The organism is Methanocaldococcus jannaschii DSM 2661 (assembly GCF_000091665.1).
Taxonomy (GTDB): Archaea; AGJL01; Methanococci; order Methanococcales; family Methanocaldococcaceae; genus Methanocaldococcus; species Methanocaldococcus jannaschii.
Genome location: NC_000909.1, coordinates 356,806 through 374,600, shown reverse-complemented (window position 1 = coordinate 374,600; position 17,795 = coordinate 356,806). Strand labels below are relative to the sequence as shown.

23 protein-coding genes and 3 tRNA genes are annotated in these 17,795 nt (G+C 31.9%); 15 read left to right on the top strand and 11 right to left on the bottom strand.

Annotated elements, in window-relative coordinates; translation table 11 throughout:
* The first annotated feature begins 15 nt into the window (after window positions 1-15).
* From MJ_RS02190 to MJ_RS02180, 3 genes are all read left to right on the top strand, one after another.
* Entirely contained in the window at window positions 16-1,188 is a 1,173-nt protein-coding gene (locus MJ_RS02190) for an RNA ligase (protein WP_162828713.1), read from the top strand.
* A gap of 83 nt (window positions 1,189-1,271) precedes the next feature.
* Window positions 1,272-2,072: an ABC transporter permease gene (locus tag MJ_RS02185; RefSeq protein ID WP_064496487.1), complete on the top strand. Its 801-nt coding sequence runs from the start codon at window positions 1,272-1,274 to the stop codon at window positions 2,070-2,072.
* A 14-nt stretch (window positions 2,073-2,086) separates the two neighbouring features.
* Window positions 2,087-2,854 (top strand): ABC transporter ATP-binding protein, encoded by a 768-nt coding sequence (locus MJ_RS02180; RefSeq protein ID WP_064496912.1) that lies wholly within the window; start codon window positions 2,087-2,089, stop codon window positions 2,852-2,854.
* A 21-nt stretch (window positions 2,855-2,875) separates the two neighbouring features.
* Here MJ_RS02180 and hisF read toward each other — a convergent pair whose 3' ends face one another.
* From hisF to MJ_RS02150, 6 genes are all read right to left on the bottom strand, one after another.
* The gene (hisF, locus tag MJ_RS02175) at window positions 2,876-3,694 is read right to left on the bottom strand and encodes an imidazole glycerol phosphate synthase subunit HisF (RefSeq protein ID WP_010869910.1); all 819 of its coding nucleotides are present in this window, start codon (window positions 3,692-3,694) and stop codon (window positions 2,876-2,878) included.
* 41 nt (window positions 3,695-3,735) lie between these two features.
* Entirely contained in the window at window positions 3,736-4,530 is a 795-nt protein-coding gene (locus MJ_RS02170) for a MinD/ParA family ATP-binding protein (protein WP_010869909.1), read from the bottom strand.
* A gap of 16 nt (window positions 4,531-4,546) precedes the next feature.
* On the bottom strand, window positions 4,547-6,658 hold the full coding sequence (locus tag MJ_RS02165; protein ID WP_010869908.1) for a hypothetical protein: 2,112 nt from the start codon (window positions 6,656-6,658) through the stop codon (window positions 4,547-4,549).
* A 62-nt stretch (window positions 6,659-6,720) separates the two neighbouring features.
* Window positions 6,721-7,086 carry a dihydroneopterin aldolase gene (mptD, locus tag MJ_RS02160; RefSeq protein WP_010869907.1) on the bottom strand — a complete coding sequence of 122 codons (366 nt, stop codon included), beginning with the start codon at window positions 7,084-7,086 and terminating at the stop codon, window positions 6,721-6,723.
* A gap of 118 nt (window positions 7,087-7,204) precedes the next feature.
* A complete protein-coding gene (nadA, locus tag MJ_RS02155; RefSeq protein ID WP_064496486.1) occupies window positions 7,205-8,122 on the bottom strand; it encodes a quinolinate synthase in 918 nt (305 codons plus the stop codon).
* A 24-nt stretch (window positions 8,123-8,146) separates the two neighbouring features.
* Window positions 8,147-9,043, bottom strand: coding sequence for a carbohydrate kinase family protein (locus MJ_RS02150; protein WP_064496485.1), 897 nt, complete (start codon window positions 9,041-9,043; stop codon window positions 8,147-8,149).
* Between the two features lie 175 nt (window positions 9,044-9,218).
* On the opposite strand from MJ_RS02150, the gene MJ_RS02145 reads away from it, so the two are divergent.
* From MJ_RS02145 to MJ_RS02135, 3 genes are all read left to right on the top strand, one after another.
* Window positions 9,219-9,605: a DUF2111 domain-containing protein gene (locus MJ_RS02145; protein WP_064496484.1), complete on the top strand. Its 387-nt coding sequence runs from the start codon at window positions 9,219-9,221 to the stop codon at window positions 9,603-9,605.
* A 194-nt stretch (window positions 9,606-9,799) separates the two neighbouring features.
* Window positions 9,800-10,252 (top strand): methanogenesis marker 5 protein, encoded by a 453-nt coding sequence (locus MJ_RS02140; protein WP_010869903.1) that lies wholly within the window; start codon window positions 9,800-9,802, stop codon window positions 10,250-10,252.
* Window positions 10,253-10,267: 15 nt separating this feature from the next.
* The gene (locus tag MJ_RS02135) at window positions 10,268-10,474 is read left to right on the top strand and encodes a DUF6485 family protein (protein WP_064496483.1); all 207 of its coding nucleotides are present in this window, start codon (window positions 10,268-10,270) and stop codon (window positions 10,472-10,474) included.
* 41 nt (window positions 10,475-10,515) lie between these two features.
* On the opposite strand, the gene amrB is transcribed toward MJ_RS02135, so the two are convergent.
* The gene (gene amrB, locus MJ_RS02130; protein WP_010869902.1) at window positions 10,516-11,379 is read right to left on the bottom strand and encodes an AmmeMemoRadiSam system protein B; all 864 of its coding nucleotides are present in this window, start codon (window positions 11,377-11,379) and stop codon (window positions 10,516-10,518) included.
* 178 nt (window positions 11,380-11,557) lie between these two features.
* Here amrB and MJ_RS02125 point away from each other — a divergent pair, with 178 nt between their 5' ends.
* Window positions 11,558-11,878 (top strand): hypothetical protein, encoded by a 321-nt coding sequence (locus MJ_RS02125; RefSeq protein WP_010869901.1) that lies wholly within the window; start codon window positions 11,558-11,560, stop codon window positions 11,876-11,878.
* A gap of 8 nt (window positions 11,879-11,886) precedes the next feature.
* Window positions 11,887-12,087: a hypothetical protein gene (locus MJ_RS02120; RefSeq protein ID WP_010869900.1), complete on the top strand. Its 201-nt coding sequence runs from the start codon at window positions 11,887-11,889 to the stop codon at window positions 12,085-12,087.
* Between the two features lie 102 nt (window positions 12,088-12,189).
* Here the strand turns inward: MJ_RS02120 and MJ_RS02115 are convergent, their stop codons facing one another.
* Window positions 12,190-13,011, bottom strand: coding sequence for a 2-amino-3,7-dideoxy-D-threo-hept-6-ulosonate synthase (locus tag MJ_RS02115; protein WP_010869899.1), 822 nt, complete (start codon window positions 13,009-13,011; stop codon window positions 12,190-12,192).
* A gap of 104 nt (window positions 13,012-13,115) precedes the next feature.
* On the opposite strand from MJ_RS02115, the gene MJ_RS02110 reads away from it, so the two are divergent.
* Both MJ_RS02110 and MJ_RS02105 read left to right on the top strand, forming a co-directional pair.
* Window positions 13,116-14,450 carry a phosphomannomutase/phosphoglucomutase gene (locus MJ_RS02110; protein ID WP_064496482.1) on the top strand — a complete coding sequence of 445 codons (1,335 nt, stop codon included), beginning with the start codon at window positions 13,116-13,118 and terminating at the stop codon, window positions 14,448-14,450.
* Between the two features lie 103 nt (window positions 14,451-14,553).
* Window positions 14,554-14,629: transfer RNA gene (locus MJ_RS02105), tRNA-Met, on the top strand.
* A 48-nt stretch (window positions 14,630-14,677) separates the two neighbouring features.
* Here the strand turns inward: MJ_RS02105 and MJ_RS02100 are convergent.
* The 3 genes from MJ_RS02100 to MJ_RS02090 all read right to left on the bottom strand — a co-directional run bounded on the left by MJ_RS02100 (window position 14,678) and on the right by MJ_RS02090 (window position 15,833).
* The gene (locus tag MJ_RS02100; protein WP_010869897.1) at window positions 14,678-15,493 is read right to left on the bottom strand and encodes an LAGLIDADG family homing endonuclease; all 816 of its coding nucleotides are present in this window, start codon (window positions 15,491-15,493) and stop codon (window positions 14,678-14,680) included.
* Between the two features lie 164 nt (window positions 15,494-15,657).
* Window positions 15,658-15,732 (bottom strand) — tRNA-Glu (locus MJ_RS02095).
* 23 nt (window positions 15,733-15,755) lie between these two features.
* Window positions 15,756-15,833: transfer RNA gene (locus MJ_RS02090), tRNA-Arg, on the bottom strand.
* 220 nt (window positions 15,834-16,053) lie between these two features.
* Here MJ_RS02090 and rpoE point away from each other — a divergent pair.
* From rpoE to MJ_RS02065, 5 genes are read left to right on the top strand one after another with little or no spacing between them, the layout of a single operon-like run.
* Window positions 16,054-16,617, top strand: a complete 564-nt coding sequence (rpoE, locus tag MJ_RS02085; RefSeq protein WP_010869896.1) for a DNA-directed RNA polymerase — start codon at window positions 16,054-16,056, stop codon at window positions 16,615-16,617.
* Window positions 16,618-16,626: 9 nt separating this feature from the next.
* Window positions 16,627-16,806, top strand: a complete 180-nt coding sequence (spt4, locus tag MJ_RS02080) for a transcription elongation factor subunit Spt4 (protein WP_010869895.1) — start codon at window positions 16,627-16,629, stop codon at window positions 16,804-16,806.
* A gap of 10 nt (window positions 16,807-16,816) precedes the next feature.
* The gene (locus MJ_RS02075) at window positions 16,817-17,293 is read left to right on the top strand and encodes a GTP-dependent dephospho-CoA kinase family protein (protein ID WP_010869894.1); all 477 of its coding nucleotides are present in this window, start codon (window positions 16,817-16,819) and stop codon (window positions 17,291-17,293) included.
* Window positions 17,294-17,306: 13 nt separating this feature from the next.
* Complete coding sequence (locus MJ_RS02070) at window positions 17,307-17,612, top strand: 30S ribosomal protein S24e (RefSeq protein ID WP_010869893.1); 306 nt, start codon at window positions 17,307-17,309, stop codon at window positions 17,610-17,612.
* The gene (locus MJ_RS02065; protein ID WP_010869892.1) at window positions 17,612-17,794 is read left to right on the top strand and encodes a 30S ribosomal protein S27ae; all 183 of its coding nucleotides are present in this window, start codon (window positions 17,612-17,614) and stop codon (window positions 17,792-17,794) included. Before MJ_RS02070 ends, MJ_RS02065 begins: the two co-directional genes overlap by 1 nt.
* Window position 17,795: the final 1 nt, after the last annotated feature.

Here is a 17,795-nt window from a genome sequence, read left to right as displayed (position 1 = left end):
ATGAGGTTGATAATGATGAAGGTTTCAGCATACGATTTAAATAAAATAGCAGAAAAACTCAATTTATCCATAAAAGATTTAAATAAAGCATTTAGTAGGAAAATTTTAAGAGAGGATGAATATAAAGAAATAAAAACATTACTATTTAAAAAAGAATTTAAAGGGATAGAGAAGGGGACAGTTATATTTTTAAACGACAACCTTGATGTTGTTAGAGGGTATCCAAAAACATACAGGGCTATAACTCTCTATCCTACAATAAAAAAACATTTTATTGATAAGGTTGTTATTGAAGAGAAATTGAACGGATATAATATAAGAATCGTTAAAATAGATGGAGAGGTTTATGCCTTAACAAGAAGTGGCTACATCTGCCCATTTACAACAAAAAAAGTTAAAAAATTCTTAAACTTAGAGATTTTAGATGACTATAGCGAGTATATGTTATGTGGAGAAATGATTGGCATAAACAACCCTTACACACCTTACTATTACAAAGAGGTTGATAGGGGCTTTGAAAATCTTGGATTTTATATATTTGACATAAAGGAGAGGGAGACAAATAAATCCTTACCAATAAAAGAGAGAATAAACCTATGTGAAAAATATAATTTGCCTTATGTTAAGCCACTGGCTGTAGTTGATAAAGATGAAGCTCATATACATGTAAGGGAAATCATTGAAAAGCTAAACAAAGAAGGAAGAGAAGGGGTTGTTTTAAAAGACCCAGATATGGCTGTTTCACCAATAAAATACACAACTCACTATACTCAGTGTGAAGATTTAAAATCAGCCTTTACCTTTTTCTTTGATTTAGGAATGGACTTTTTATTCAGTAGGGTTGTGAGAGAGGGATTTATGAGTTATGAGTTTAAAGAAACTCTTGAAGAGAGAAAGAATAGGGCTAAAGATTTAGGAGAGGCAATTTTATTGCCAATGGTTGAAACAATTAATAAAGTAGCCAGTGGGGAGAGGGTTTCTGAAGACTTTGAGCTTATATTTGATAGTGAAGAGGATTTTGATGAGTTTTTAGATTTTATGAGAAAGATGAAAATGGTTATAACAATAAAAAATATTGAAAAGATTGATACTGAGGAAGGTGTTAAAATTAAGGCAGTAATTGGGAAAATATACAATAAAACTAACGATAAAATTATTAGCTATTTAAATGGAACACTTTGGGAATAACAAAATTTAAATACCTCATAATGCTTTTAAAGTTTTATTAATTTTAAAAGATAACAAATTATATTGATATTTAATAAAAGGTGATGAACCATAAAAAGGGGATTAGTGTGAAAATAAATACAAAAGAATTAGTGTTGAAAATATCCCTTCCAGCTTTGGCTGTAGTTATTTGGGAATTGTTGGCAATATATATAAATAACCCTGTCATACTCCCAAGGGTTGAAGCAGTTATTAATGTTTTAATTCATCCATTTCAAGGAATTTTAGGAACTGGGAGTTTGATAGATAATACAATAATTAGTATAAAGAGAGTCATAAGTGGTTTTTTATTAGCTTCAGCTGTAGCAATACCCTTAGGAATATTGATGGGCTACTATAGAACAGTAAATAGCTTATGTGACACATTAATAGAACTGTTAAGACCAATTCCACCATTAGCTTGGGTTCCTCTATCATTGGCATGGTTTGGATTAGGAGAGATGTCAATGATATTTATCATATTCATTGGAGCATTCTTCCCAATATTAATAAACACAATATCGGGAGTTAAAGGAGTCCCTACTCCATTAATTGAGGCAGCTTTAACATTAGGAGCTAAAGGAAGAGATATCTTAATAAAGGTTGTTATCCCCGCATCATCCCCAAGTATTTTAACTGGGCTGAGAGTTGGAGCAGGTATAGCATGGATGTGTGTTGTCGCTGCTGAGATGCTACCATCAAGTAATGCTGGTTTAGGATACCTAATTATGTATGCCTATTCATTAAGTAGAATGGACGTTGTTATTGCCTGTATGATAATTATCGGATTGATTGGGCTTGTGTTAGATAGAGGACTGAGATATATTGAAGATAAATACTTTGTTTGGAGAAAGATGATGAAGTAAAAAAAAGGGATAGGATGAAGGTAAAGCTAAAAGTGGAAAATCTAACAAAAATTTTTGAATTTAATGGGAATAGAGTTAAAGCATTAGATAATATTAATTTAGAGGTTTATGAGAATGAATTTTTAACAGTTATGGGGCCAAGTGGTTGTGGAAAAACAACATTATTAAGAATTATAGCTGGTTTAGATTATCCAACTGAAGGAAAAGTTTTATTAGATGGGAAAGAAGTTAAAGGCCCTGGAGCTGATAGAGGAGTTGTATTTCAACAATATACGCTAATGCCATGGAGAACTGTTTTAAAAAATGTTACATTTGGCTTAGAGTTAAAAGGTATCCCAAAAAATGAAAGAATAGAGATTGCTAAAAAATTTATTAAAATGGTTGGATTGGAAGGATTTGAAGATGCCTATCCTTATCAATTAAGTGGAGGGATGCAACAGAGGGTGGCTATAGCAAGAACTTTAGCAAACGACCCAGAGATTGTTTTAATGGATGAGCCGTTTGCTGCATTAGATGCCCAAACAAGGAATATTTTACAGAATGAATTATTAAAAATATGGCAAAAGGAGAAAAAAACAGTGTTTTTCGTCACCCATAGCGTTGATGAGGCAGTTTATCTTTCAGATAGAGTTGTTGTTTTAACTGCAAGACCTGGAAGAATAAAAGAGATTGTAAAAATTGATTTGGAAAGACCAAGAGATAGAACAAGTATAGAATTCCTTGAATATAGAAAGAAAATACTAAACATATTGAAAGATGAGGTCTTAAAATCTCTAAAATAAAAATAAAAAAGGTTTATAAGTTTATAATAATCTCATAGGTATTCCTCTATCAGCACAGTATTTTTTTATCTCTTCTATTGTATATTCTCTATAGTGCAATATCCCTGCCATTAATGCGGCATCTGCCTTTCCATAAACAAATGCCTCATAAACATGTTCTGGTTTTCCACAACCTCCACTTGCAATAACAGGGAGTTTAACACTTTTAGAAATCTCCTTTGTCAATATCAAATCATAGCCACTTTTTGTCCCATCTTTATCAATACTTGTCAATAAAATCTCTCCAGCTCCCAATTCTTCAACTTTTTTAGCCCAGTTTATGGCATCTATACCTGTTTCTTTTCTCCCTCCGTATATATAAACTTCAAACCAGCAATAACCATCCTCTACTTTAACGACATTTTTATTTATCTTATCTATCTCATCTTCATTAACATAGTGTCTTTTAGCATCAATTGCAACAACAACACATTGAGAGCCAAATATCTCACTTGCCTCTTTAATTAAATTTGGATTTTTTACTGCGGCAGTGTTTATCGAAACTTTATCAGCCCCGGCTCTCAGTATTCTCCTAAAATCTTCAATTGACTTAATTCCTCCACCAACAGTTAATGGGATAAATACTTTTTCAGCTGTTCTCTCTACAACATCAATAATTATGTCCCTCTTTTCAGCTGAGGCGGTTATATCTAAAAATACAAGCTCATCAGCTCCTTCATCATCATAGTATTGGGCTAACTCAACTGGGTCTCCAGCATCCCTCAAATTCAAAAACTTAGTTCCTTTAACAACTCTTCCGTCTTTAATATCTAAGCATGGAATAATTCTCTTTGTTAGCATCCTATCCCTATTTTTATTATACTTACTTTTTATTATATTTCTTATTCTAAATAATCTTCAAAGTCCTTTTCAGATTTTTCTACTTCAGTTAGTTCTGAAATAGCTTTTGCTAATCTTAAGGCTCTTAATGATGCTAAATCCTTCTCTAAATAGATACTCGCGATTTCATTAGCTAATGCAGTCATCTCCTTTGTGAATTTTGTTTTAATTTTTACTATTGGTGTGCTTTCTACCCACTGCCTTTCTACATTTTGGTCGTAGGGTAGAACTCCAATAACATCATCTATTATCTCACTAATATCGGTAAGCCCTCTATATTTATTCACAATTATCCCTGTAAGTCCTATACCCAAATCTGTTATAAGTTCTATAGTTTTCAGGGAATTTACAATTGATGGGATACTATCCTCACCAACTACAACTACCTTATTGACGAGTTCAAACTCACCAACATAACCTATCAATGGGTTGTCTTCAGTAATGTTTGGTGGAAAATCATAAATTATGACATCGTATTCTTCTTCTAATTCTTTGACTAAGGTTTCAAATCTATTTAAGTCAGATTTATATCCAAAAACCTTAGAAGAGACGTCAGTATGGATAATAGCCAAATCATCATAATGATATATTATATCCTCAATTGCAGAATCCCCTGCAAGGTAAGTATTTAGGTTATGTTCCTTATCTTCAAGACCAAATAACACTGCAGTCGTTCCTCCATATATATCACAATCAATCAATATTGTTTTTACTGACTGACTAAGTATGTATGCAAAATTTGCAGCAACAGTAGTTTTTCCAGTACCTCCCTGAATATTGTAAAATCCTATTTTCATAATATCACCAAAAATTTTATTTAAGTGGAATTATTTTAGGTGGATTTACTATCACATATTTACAATGTTCTTTATCAAACTCCTCAAAGGTATAGTTACCCATACCAAAGTTCTTTTTAAAGATGGTGATTTTTATCCCTCTGTTGTCCCATATCTTTATAGCAGTTCCATTATAGAAGATATTGTTTCTATAATACTTATTAAGCCAATCAGCTAAGTCTTTGAATGACACTATATCAGTTCCATTCTCTTTTAATTCAACAACCAAGTTTGTATTATAGTTTCTAATATCTGAAATATAGATTCCGAAGTCTTCATCTTTTGGTGGAATATAGAGAGTATTAATAACATTTGCTCCATAAACTTCTTTTAAAGGAGATGGAATTCTGATGACAGGGATTCCATTAATAACTTCAAATCCTTTGTTTCCTGGAATTACCACATAATCAACTTTATTTTTTATATCTAATTTCCAACTTAGGTTTTCATTATCATTTCCAAAAATTGCATCTATTAAGTTTTTGTCTGAACTTTCTAAGAATAAGCCATCACAGCCATTTGCTAATGCATAAGCATAATTTTTAACAAACCAGTGATTGAAATATTCATATCTATTCCACATTTCACTATCATTTTCCATTGAAACTGGCTGCCCTTCATAATACCATTTCGATGGCTCATTAGCTTTTCCATCCCAATATGGCTCGCCTTCATCTAAATGATAATAAACATTTTCACTTTTAGCCCCTTCTTCCCAATATCCATAATTTTTTGTTCCTTTATAACTTATAACCTTTGGATAATAACCGCCAATAGGGTCATTTCTAAATGTTTCTGGTGCTTTATCCACATAAATTAGAGGATAATAGCTTAAAGCCAATATGTCTTCAAAACCATTAAATTCAATATTTTTTAATTGTGAAGGATTGAAGTAGAGATGAGTATAATTCTGCCACCATTTTTTAAACCAATAATAATTGTATAAATCCTCAAGTTCATCTGTATCTACATTAGATTTTTCAACAATATCAATACCTTCACTACCAGTCACTATGTAACTTACATTTATTCCTAAAGCTTTTAATGCTTTTATACATTTTAATTTATTGTTTATTATCTCATCATCCAACACATCAACTTTAATCTTCCTTCCTGCAACATCTATAGCATAACTTCCACTTTCATCTGGAATTACTTTATCTATAGCTACCCCCGTAGCAAGCATATGCTTATAATACGGTGGAACTTTGTTTATGTATGCAAAAACCCCTCCATTTTTGGCTATATATTCTCCAATAATATCAAGAGTTGATTTGTTGTTTAGAGTTGTAGGATACAGAAAGAGAAGCTTATTCTTTTTAATTTCATAGACACCCTCATCTATTTTCTTATAATCAATTTTATAAATTGGGGCTTCTTTAGCATCCACTGGAGGGCTAAATACTAAAACCCCATCATTACTCCTAACAACATACTTTTTTGGATATATTATGAAAATGCCGTTATTATCAATAAACACATAATCGTAATAATCGGGGATGCATTTTTCTGGAAGGTTGTAAGAGTATTTATAATAATAGTTATCAGAACTGTTTTTTGGAGGAATATAGTATATTCCCCCTTCATCTCCTCTAATGATGTATTTTTTTGGATAGAGAATAAAGGTTGAGTTTTCTATTAATACATATCCACCATAGTCAGGAATTTTTGAAACATTTGGAACCTTAATTTTATATGGTCTTACAAACTCATATTTACTATAGTTTTCTTCCTTTGGTGGGTTATATATTAAAGCTCCATTTTCCTCATAAACACTATACTTTGGATAAACTACAATAACCCCGTTTATACTAACATAAGAATAATTTCCATAATCAGGGATTTCTGATGGGTTATATCTTTTTATTCCAAGATGGTATAAGATATCTTTATTTATGTTATTACTATCAAGACAGAAGATAACTAAAGCATTGGAGTTTAACAATCTATTGAGTTCATCAACATTCTTAATTTCAGATAGTTTAACAAATTCTATTGGAATTGAGCTTGTATATTTATAATCTAAATTTGAGGGGTAAGTATAGCTAATTACTGCAAGTAACAAAACTACGAAAATAAGTTTTTTCATTTACTCCACCTCAATATCCTTTATCTAATATAAGATAATTATTAAGTCTTTAAAATAAATATTTATTCCTCAAACTTTTTGACATACATTAGAGGATAGTCAATTTCTGGGATATATTCAAGTTTTAAATGAGCAACTGTTTTATTTATTTTAATTTTTAAATCGACATCTAACATCTTTCCATCTAAAGAGACATATTTTTCCCCAACATTTCTAATTTTTACCTTTATATCATATACACATGGCTGATTTTTCATAGCTTCCTCTATAGCTCTTTCTAAAGATTCCTTATTGTATTTACTTACTGGAGTGCCTACAAATTGGTGAAATAAAGCTCCTAAGGTAATCCCCCCTTCAAACACTGCCCTCTCTCTATCCGTTAGATTTTTAAAATATTTTTTAAAAACTTCTGTTTCTTCTACTCTCATAATATCACTATTTATTAGTGTCTTTCAAAACTTCTTGGATAACCATTTGCACTAACGAACGTCTTCCTTTGGAAGGCGTTCAAAAGTTCATTAATAAATTTTTATTTTTTGAAAGACACTAAATTCTAAGCATTCTTTCAATAGCTTTTTGAGCTTTTTCAATAATCTCTTTCTCTAATTTAATTTCATATCTCTCCTCTAATAAACATTTTTCTATCTTCTCCAATGTTATTCTTTTCATCTCGTGGCAAATAGCATCTTTCCTCAATGGAATTAAGGTTTTCTTTTTACCCAATTTTTCAAGCTCTATCTCCAATCTATTTATCATTCCAACTTCAGTGCCAATTATAAACTCTTCATCATCTGACTCTAAAACAATCCTCAATATTCCACTTGTGCTTGCTATGTAATCAGCATTATCTTGCAATTCTGGACTACATTCTGGATGAATTAAAACTTTAGCATTTGGATATTTGCTTTTAACTCTCTTTAAATCATCTATTGTGAATTTTTTATGCACATAACAACCTCCCCCTTCAGGAATAGCTATAACTTTTTTATCAGTTCTTTTTTGCACATAATAAGCTAAGTTGTTATCCGGACCAAATAAAACTGTATCAGCATCCAAGGAATTAACTACTCTATCTGCATTTGCTGATGTGCATGTAATATCAGCTAATGCTTTTGTCTCTGCTGTTGTATTCACATAAACAACCAATGGAGCCTCTGGATAAAGCTCTCTATACTTCTTTATAATCTCTGGGGGTAGTTGGTGAGCCATTGGGCATTGGGTTCCTTCAATCTCTGGCATCAAAACTTTTTTCTCTGGATTCAAAATTTTTGCTGACTCTCCCATAAAATCTACTCCACAAAATACTATTATGTCAGCATCTGTTTCTTTTGCCTTTATACACAACTCTAATGAATCTCCAAGAAAATCAGCTATTTTCTGTATCTCCTTTGGTTGATAATTGTGAGCCAATATTACTGCATTTTTTTCTTCTTTTAATTTGTTTATTCTTTCTACTATATCCATAGACATCCCTCAAAAAATTATATTTTATATTCGGTGTTTTTCTAATCTCTCAACAACCTTATCCCATGTTGGTAAATTAGTTTGGCATCCCTTTGCCTCAACAACAAATGAGGCAGTTGCAGCACCAATTAAACCACATTTCTCTAAATCATACCCTTTGACATAGGCAGATAAAAATCCAGCTCTATAGCTGTCTCCAGCACCTGTTGGGTCTATAACTTTCCCTGCTTTAATACAAGGAATTTCTATTTTTTTATCTTTAGTGTATATTACACTACCCTTAGAACCTTTTGTTACTATAAGGGCATCAACCCTCTCTAAATAATCATCAATTTCAAAATTTAATAAATTAGATGCTCTCTCAAATTCATGTTTATTCATAAATAAAAAGTTTGTATGCTCAATAATTTCCAACAACATTTCTTTTGAGTATTGAGGTAAGTCCTGTCCGGGGTCGAAAGAGACCAAATTGTTTCCATAAGCTTTTTTTGCACATTTTAAGTTGAACTCTGGGTCTCCAGTGGCTATATGGACAATTTCTGTATTGAAGTTTGGTGGGTTTAGTTCCTTATAATGCTTAGCAGCTCCCCATAAAAAGAAAGTTATCTGATTGTTATCCTTGTCTGTAAATATCCATGCCTTTGGTGTTTCTTCTTCTTCAGAATAGTAAAGTTTAGAAATATTTATATCCAAATTCTTTAAATACCTCTCATATCCACTATTTTTAAAATCATAGCCAACACATGATAAAAGCTCTGAATTAACACCAAGTTTTTTTATTCCCACTGCTGTATTTGCCGCTGCTCCACCATAATACTTTCTCGCCGAAGGAATTTGAATTGAAGTATTCGGTTCTGGAAATTTTTCTACATTGAAGATATAATCAAGGGCAGTATGCCCTACACATGTAATCTTCTCCATTTTACCACCCAAAATTTTTAAGAATAACTTAATGATTTGAATAAATTGAACATTAAGTATTAGAACAATAACTGTTTGAACCCTTTATATAGTAGATTAGCAAAAATTGTTTATATAGAGTAACTTTAAAGTTAAAATTATTGAACTACTACTTAAAGATTTTTAGGTGAAAATTATGATAACCATATCTGAAAATTCTGAAGCAAAGGAATTAATGCCTATTGCTCAGGCTGTCCATATATTGGTTAATAAACTCCCTGTTGCTATGAGAAGCAAAAACAAGCCTGGAGTTAGGTTGGAAAAAGGGGAGGTTGTAGATACGAATTACGAAGGTTATGTTTTAAAAGTAGCTATTGAAAAAGGTGAAGTTGTTAGAGCTACACCTATTATAGGCCCTTATGCAGGACTTCCTGTTATAGTGGCTCCAATAAAAGATGGAGATAATGTTTTAGGAGCTATTGGTGTAGTTGATATAACAGCTGGAATATTTGAAGATATTGTGGCTATTTCAAGAAGACCTGAATTATACAAATTTTTACCAGAAGATGCATTTCCAAAATAAAAAATGTTAATTATTAATACTTCGCAAAAATATTGGACATTAATTGGGGCTGAAAAGCCCCAACTTGATGGACGTGTGGTATAGCAATAGGAGGTATCCTCCTATGCTTGTATAAGTTTTTACCAGAAGATGCATTTCCAAAATAATAATTATATCCCTTTTATGCTTGTAAAATAAACTTTTAAGGTGATAGAATGAAAAAAATATTCATATACCCACCAAATAGCTTAATTCTAACAGATTTGGTTGAGAGATTTGGACACAAGCCTTTAAACTTGAATATAGTTATAGGAAAATTAGTCAGAAATCCTGAAATAGACAGCCCACCAATGAATATAACAGACGAAGAGCCTAAGAAAGGTTTGAAGTATGCGGCTGTGGAAGTTCCTTCTGGTGTTAGAGGAAGGATGGCTTTAATTGGGCCATTAATTGAAGAGGCAGAGGCAGCGATAATAATGGATGATGCACCAATAGCCTTTGGATGTATTGGCTGCCAAAGAACAAATGAACTAACTCTATATTTAGTTAGAAGGAAAAATATCCCAATATTAAGAGTTAAATATCCAACAAATGAAGAAGAGGCGGAAATTTTAGTTAATAAGATAGCAAACTTCTTAAAGAGCTTAGAAGAAAATCAAGAAAATTAAAAATTTGGTGATAAGATGGAATGTCCAAATAAAGAAATCAACTTAAAAAGATGCAACTGTAGTTACCCAGCTTGTTCTAAAAAAGGAATGTGTTGTGAATGCTTACATTACCATTTAAAAAATAGACAGTTGCCAGCATGCTGTTTTCCAGATGATGTAGAAAAAACTTATGACAGGAGTTTTGAAACATTTGCAAAGCTTGTTTTAGAAGGGAAGATTTAAAAATAATAAATAAATTTATTATTTTTTTATTTTATAGAAATTTACTCAACAATTGCTGATGCGTAACCAACAACTGCTGAATAATCTCCAGTTATATCTCCAGATGTCGCATAAGCCAATAATTTAGCTTTTTCAGCTCCTAAGGTCTTCATGGCTTTTAACATAGCTATTACTGGCCCATATCCGCACATTGAGATGTTGTAATTTACAACATCCTCATACAATTCTTTTTCATTCATCTCTAAAATATCTTTAATAACAATTGCATCCTTTTTTGAAGCAATTTCCTGTGGTTCATAGTGAGTTAAATCGGAGGAAGCAATTACAACAATTCTTCTGTTCAATTCCTTAGCAATTTTAGCTATGAAATAACCAACTTCTACAGCTGTCTCATAATCTTGAAACATCATACATATTGGGACTATTTTAAATTTAGCAATATTTAACAGCTCTAAATGCTTTAAGAATGGTAATTGGACCTCAATAGAATGTTCATTTAGATGGGCAGTTTCATCTAAATCAACTATCTCACATTTCCTCCAAAGCTCCTCAACAAATTCTTCATCACACTTCACATCTCCCAAAGGAGTTCTCCAAATTCCGTCCATTACACTAACTCCTGAACCTAACCCAGTATGATTGGGCCCTAAAATAACAACAGTTGTTTCTTCAAGGGCATCAACTCTCTTTGATAACTCATAATAAGAGTGGGCTTGTATAGGTCCTGAATAAACATAGCCAGCATGAGGACAGAGCAAACCTATAGGTTTTTCATAAGTTCCATGAACTGGCATTGACTTTGGTCCAAATTTGTGTAAATAGCACTGCTCAATCATATCTATGAGTTCATCAGGATGTGAAGGATAAAATAATCCTGCAACTGCTGGATACCTAATTTTATTCATAATACCCCTCTAATAAATTGTTTAAAACATTAAACCTAATTTAAAATTGTCATTTATTCTTTATATAGTTATTTGTGTATGTATATGACACTATAATGCACAAAACCGAAAAGTTTTTATATTTTTACACATATGTGTATTATTAGAAAAAAATGATTAGAAAATATGAGGTGATAATATGTTTGGATGGGGAAGAGGATGGTTTGGCAGAGGTAGAGGATTTTGGAGATACTTCCCAGTTAGCACAGTTGGAGGCAGATACAGATACGTAGGGCCATGCAGATGTGGTTTAGGGCCACATGCATTCTATGTTGATGAGAAAACTGGGGCTTTAGTTCATGCATGGGATTTATACAGAGGCTATGTTCCAGGATACGCAGAGGTAGATGAAAGAAGATACTTAGAAGAAACTATAAAAGAATTAGAAGAAGAGAAAAGAATGTTAGAAGAAGAATTAGCAAGAATTAAAAAGAGATTAGACGAATTAAAGAAAGATTAAGTGATATAATGGAAATGAAAAGATTTTTATGTGCAAAATGTCAGAAAGTTATAGAAGTTCCTTATGGAGTTCCAAAACCAGACGTTTGTCCATACTGTGGAGCTCCTGCAACATTTATTCACAGAATAGATGCTGGGGGAAGAGGATTAGGCCCTGGGAGAGGTAGAAGATGCGGAATGAGAATGATGGGAAGATTTAGAAGAGAATAAATCAAAATTTTTAAATTTCTTTTTTATTTTTTATATTTAAGTATTTAAATATATTTATCTAAAAATAAAAAATTAAAATAAAAAGGATAAAAATAAAGGAATTTATTTCTTCCTAATCTCTTTTAACGCCTCCTCAACGTCTGCATTTTCATGGACTATCTTACAAACAGCTCTTGTTATGCCAACAACATCATCATGCTGGAAGATATTTCTACCCACTGCAACACCAGCAGCTCCAGCCTCCATAGCATCTTTAATCATTTGCAAGAACTCTTCATCTGTGTTTGTCTTTGGCCCTCCAGCAACCACAACTGGAGCTGGACAACCCTTAACAACATCTCTAAATGAATCAATATCTCCAGTATAACTTGTTTTAACTATGTCAGCTCCTAACTCAGCTCCCAATCTTGCTGCATGAGCAACTAATTCAGGGTCTCTCTCATTTTGAATGTGTTTTCCTCTTGGATACATCATAGCAATTAACGGCATTCCCCAGTATTCACATGTTTCAGCTATCATCCCCAAATCTCTGTATGCTTCCCAATCTTCATCTGAACCAACATTTACGTGAATTGAGACAGCATCAGCACCCATTCTGATAGCTTCTTCAACAGTTGTAACAATAACCTTCTTCAATGGATTTGGTGATATTGCAGTTCCACCAGAGAGATGGATGATTAAACCAACATCTTTGCCATATCCTCTGTGTCCATGTCTTACAATTCCCTTATGTAAGAGGACAGCATTAGCTCCTCCTTCGGCAACATCATTTACGGTTTTTCTTATATCTATAAGCCCCTTAATTGGACCGTTTGATACCCCATGGTCCATTGGAACAATTACAGTTTTTTCACTTTCTCTGTTAAATATTCTCTCCAACCTTACAAGTTTTCCAAGATTCTTTATGTCTTTAAATAATTCCATATTCTCACATTTACAAATTTTTATTGTTTTATTTGATATTAATGTTAAAGTTTTAATATAGAAATATCAGATATCAATATTTAAAATTTGTGTTTGGTGATTTGATGGTATTTAAAGCCTATGATATTAGAGGAATCTATGGTAGAGAGTTAGATGAGAACTTTGCCTATTCCTTAGGAAAGTGCATTGGTAAAAAATTTGAAAATAAAAAGATATTAGTTGGAAATGACGTTAGAATTGGTTCCAAAGAGCTTTTACCCTATTTTATAGTTGGTTTGAAAGAATATGCGGATGTATTTTATGCCGGAACTATTTCAACCCCTTTAATGTATTTCGGAACTAAAGGAAAATATGATTTAGGAGTTATATTAACAGCATCTCATAACCCTCCAGAATACACTGGATTTAAGATGTGTGATAAAGAAGCTATTCCTCTGTCACCAATAGAAGAGATAAAACCAATATTCAAAAAATATGAATTAACAGAAAGTATAAAAGAAGAAGCTAAAAACCTAAATTTAGATGATTTAAAGGTTAATATTATAGAGGAGTATAAAAAATTCTTTTTAAAGAGATGTAAAGCCTCAGATAAAAAAATAGCTGTAGATTTTGCAAATGGAGCTACTACAATAGCTGAAAAAGAAATTTTGAATGAATTGTTTGATAACGCAGTTTTTATAAATGATTATCCCGATGGCAATTTCCCTGCTCATCAACCAGACACACTAAAAATGGAATGCTTAAAAGATATTATAAGAGCAGTTAAAAAAAATAACTGTGAATTAGGTTTAATATTTGACGGAGATGGAGATAGGTTGGGAATAGTTGATGAAAACGGAAATGTTTTGAGGGGAGATATATTAACAGCCATAATAGCAAAAGAAATTTTAAAAGAAAAGTCAAATGCCAAAATTGTTTATGATTTAAGATGTTCTAAAATAGTTCCAGAAATTATTGAGAAGTATGGTGGCATAGCAATAAAAAGTAGAGTGGGGCATTACTTTATAAAAAAATTAATGCATGAAATAGATGCTGAATTTGCTGGAGAGTTGAGTAATCACTTTTACTTTAAAGAGATTGGCTACTTTGAAAGTCCATTACTGGCGTTAAATTATATCTTAAAAGCTATGGATGAAGAAAATAAATCATTATCTGAACTAAATAAGGAATTTAGCAAATATCCTCATAGTGGAGAGATAAACTTTAGAGTTAAAGACCAAAAATATATTATGGAAAAAATAAAGGAACATTTTAAAGATTGCAAGTTAGAGGAGTTGGATGGAATATCTATTTATTGTAAAAACTTCTGGTTTAATTTAAGACCTTCAAATACTGAACCATTATTAAGATTAAACTTAGAAGCAGATGATGAGAAAACAATGAAAGAGAAGGTTGAAGAGATTAAAAATCTAATTGCAAAGCTTGATGCATCCTTATAATTCATTTTTATGGTTGTGTCTTTAATATACACACAACCAAAACCTTTATATATTAGTTTGTAGTTATAGTAATTTCGCTTGTTTTGGATTAAAAGTTGAGTGAAGCGGGGTAGGGTAGCCAGGTCCATCCCGCCGGGCTCATAACCCGGAGATCGGAGGTTCAAATCCTCCCCCCGCTACTATTTCTATATTTTGATATATTATATTTGTATATTTAAATGTAAGAATTAATGTTTATCCATAGATTCCAAGAGTTTTTGGAGTCTTTCTCGTTTTCTTTTTATAGAGAAACTGACTTTTATAGCAAAGTTCCTAACAGATTCTTTTCTATGGATTGACAATCTATAAAAATCGTCTTTATAATGGTAAATTTCACCTCTAATATTTGATTCAGTTCCTTTTTTCTTTGCTATGTGGATTGTTGAATGTACATCCAACTTTTTTAACAGCTCTTTTGAAAATTCCAAAAGTTCTAAATCATAATTTTCTAATGCTATTTTATTTGAAGTAACATATCCTTCGCTATCAAAAAATCCTCTTAAAAAATCTTCAGGATACTTTTCAGCAACTTTAAAAAGTTCTTCTTTGTTTTGACTTAAAAATTTATACAAACTTTTACTGCTCGCTTCAACATGCCACCTATTACTTCTTGTTTTCTCTTCCACATAGCTAATTGTTGGATTTAATCCAATTTTTATCAAACTATTTTTAACAACATCTACAAAGTCTTTATCAACAACCTTAATCCTAAAATAGTAACTTCCTGTCTTTTTTCTGTAATAAATGTTAGCATCTCCAAAATAAACCCCTATTATATAAGAAAGCTCAGGAGAAGGTGATAAATCTATAAATTTTGTTTTATTGAATGGATTATTGCTATTTTTACACCATCTAATAATCGTAGATTTGGAAATTTTAATATTCCTTTCAATTTCAATCTTTTTAGATATTTGAGAATAGCTAAAATTTTGCTTCCTTAATGATTTAACATAATTTATAAGTTCCAATACTTCATTTTGGGAGAGTTCTTTAAGATTAACCATATTATCAACAAAATAATAAGATAAGTATTTAAGAAAGTATCCATCATATCATTCTGTTTCCAATTTTCATGTCTTACTGTAGCATTATTTATAAAATAACATTTATGGTTATTAGTTATTTTATTAATTTAAATAAATAGATATATACTTTTATGATATAATGATGCTCCGGCCGGGATTTGAACCCGGGTCGCGGGCTCGAAAGGCCCGCATGATTGGCCGGACTACACCACCGGAGCAATCGGATAAAAAATAGAAAAATTGGCGGACCCGAGGGGATTTGAACCCCCGACCCCCGGCTTAGAAGGCCGGTGCCCTATCCAGGCTAGGCTACGGGTCCTCTTTATCTCAGGTTGTAAGCACTCTTTAAAATGAATTTTCTCATATATATACTTTTCGTTTCATAACTTATAACAATTTTTGTATGGTTAATTATAAATATAGGTTTGTGGCAAAATTAATAATTACATTAATTATTTATTGTTTTTTATAATCTCACTAATATGACGATTAGTTACTCTTTTTTTATTAAATTTAACTGATTCAGAGGTGAATATCTTATGTATAAAATTTTAGAGATTGCAGATGTTGTAAAAGTTCCACCAGAAGAGTTTGGTAAGGATTTAAAAGAGACAGTAAAAAAAATTCTCATGGAAAAATATGAAGGAAGATTAGATAAAGATGTTGGATTTGTTTTATCCATTGTAGATGTAAAAGACATTGGAGAAGGTAAAGTAGTGCATGGTGATGGTTCAGCATATCATCCAGTTGTATTTGAGACTCTCGTTTATATCCCAGAGATGTATGAACTTATTGAGGGAGAGGTCGTTGATGTTGTTGAGTTTGGTAGCTTTGTAAGGTTGGGACCTTTAGATGGATTAATTCATGTTTCACAGATTATGGATGACTATGTATCTTACGACCCTAAGAGGGAGGCAATTATTGGAAAAGAGACTGGAAAGGTTTTGGAGATTGGAGATTATGTTAGGGCAAGGATTGTTGCTATAAGTTTGAAGGCAGAAAGAAAGAGAGGTAGTAAGATAGCATTAACCATGAGACAGCCATACTTGGGAAAATTAGAGTGGATTGAGGAGGAAAAAGCTAAAAAGCAAAATCAAGAATAAGGTGAGCTTATGAGAGCATGTTTAAAATGTAAATACTTAACAAATGATGAAATATGTCCAATATGCCACTCTCCAACAAGTGAAAACTGGATAGGGCTTTTAATAGTTATAAATCCAGAGAAATCAGAGATTGCTAAAAAGGCAGGAATAGATATTAAAGGAAAGTATGCATTAAGTGTGAAAGAGTAGAGGAATTGATATGCTGGTGCTTCCAGAGGAGTTGAGGGAAAAATTAAAAAAGCCCTTTGGAAAAGTATATAAAACACTACCAGATATAGATGGAGATATCGTAACTGTTGGAGATATTGTAACAAAAACTGCAATTGAAAACAACATAATCCCAAAACTATCCATTTTTGACTTAAAAACCAGAAGAAATATTCCTGTTAAAATAAACCATGTATTTAAAAAAGTTATTAAAGTAAAAAATCCTCCTGGATGCATATCTGATGAAGCAATAGAAAGTATTAAATATCTATCTACAATAAATGATAGAAACATCGCCCTACTGGTTGATGGTGAAGAAGATTTACTTGCTTTAATTGTTATCAAATACTTTCCTATCGGAACTTATGTTCTATATGGACAGCCAGATGAAGGAATCGTTGTTCTAAAAATAAATAAAAAACTAAAACAAGAAATTGAAGAAATATTAAAACAATTCAAAAAAATTTGAGAGAGGGGATAATATGGAAATAAAAATATTATCAGAAAGATACAATCCATTGTTAAAGAGAAAAGAATACAGATTCATTGTAGACCACGATGGACCTACACCAACCTTCAAAGATGTCAAGTTAAAGCTTGCAGCAATATTAAACGCAAATAAGGATTTATTAATAGTTGAAAAAATTGTTGAAGAAGCTGGAATGCAGAGAGCAAGAGGTTATGCTAAATTGTATGATAATGAGGAAATGTTAAAATTAGTTGAGAGAGAACACATTTTAAGAAAAAATAAAATAGAAGAAGAAACAGCAGCTGAGGAGGGAGAATAATGACAAAAGGGAAAAAAACAGCAAAATACAAATACTACAAGATTGAAGGAGATAAAGTTATTAGATTGAAGAAGACCTGTCCAAGATGTGGTCCTGGAGTTTTCATGGCTGAGCACTTAAACAGATACGCATGTGGAAAATGTGGCTACATGGAATGGAAGCAACCACAAAAGAAGGAGTAAG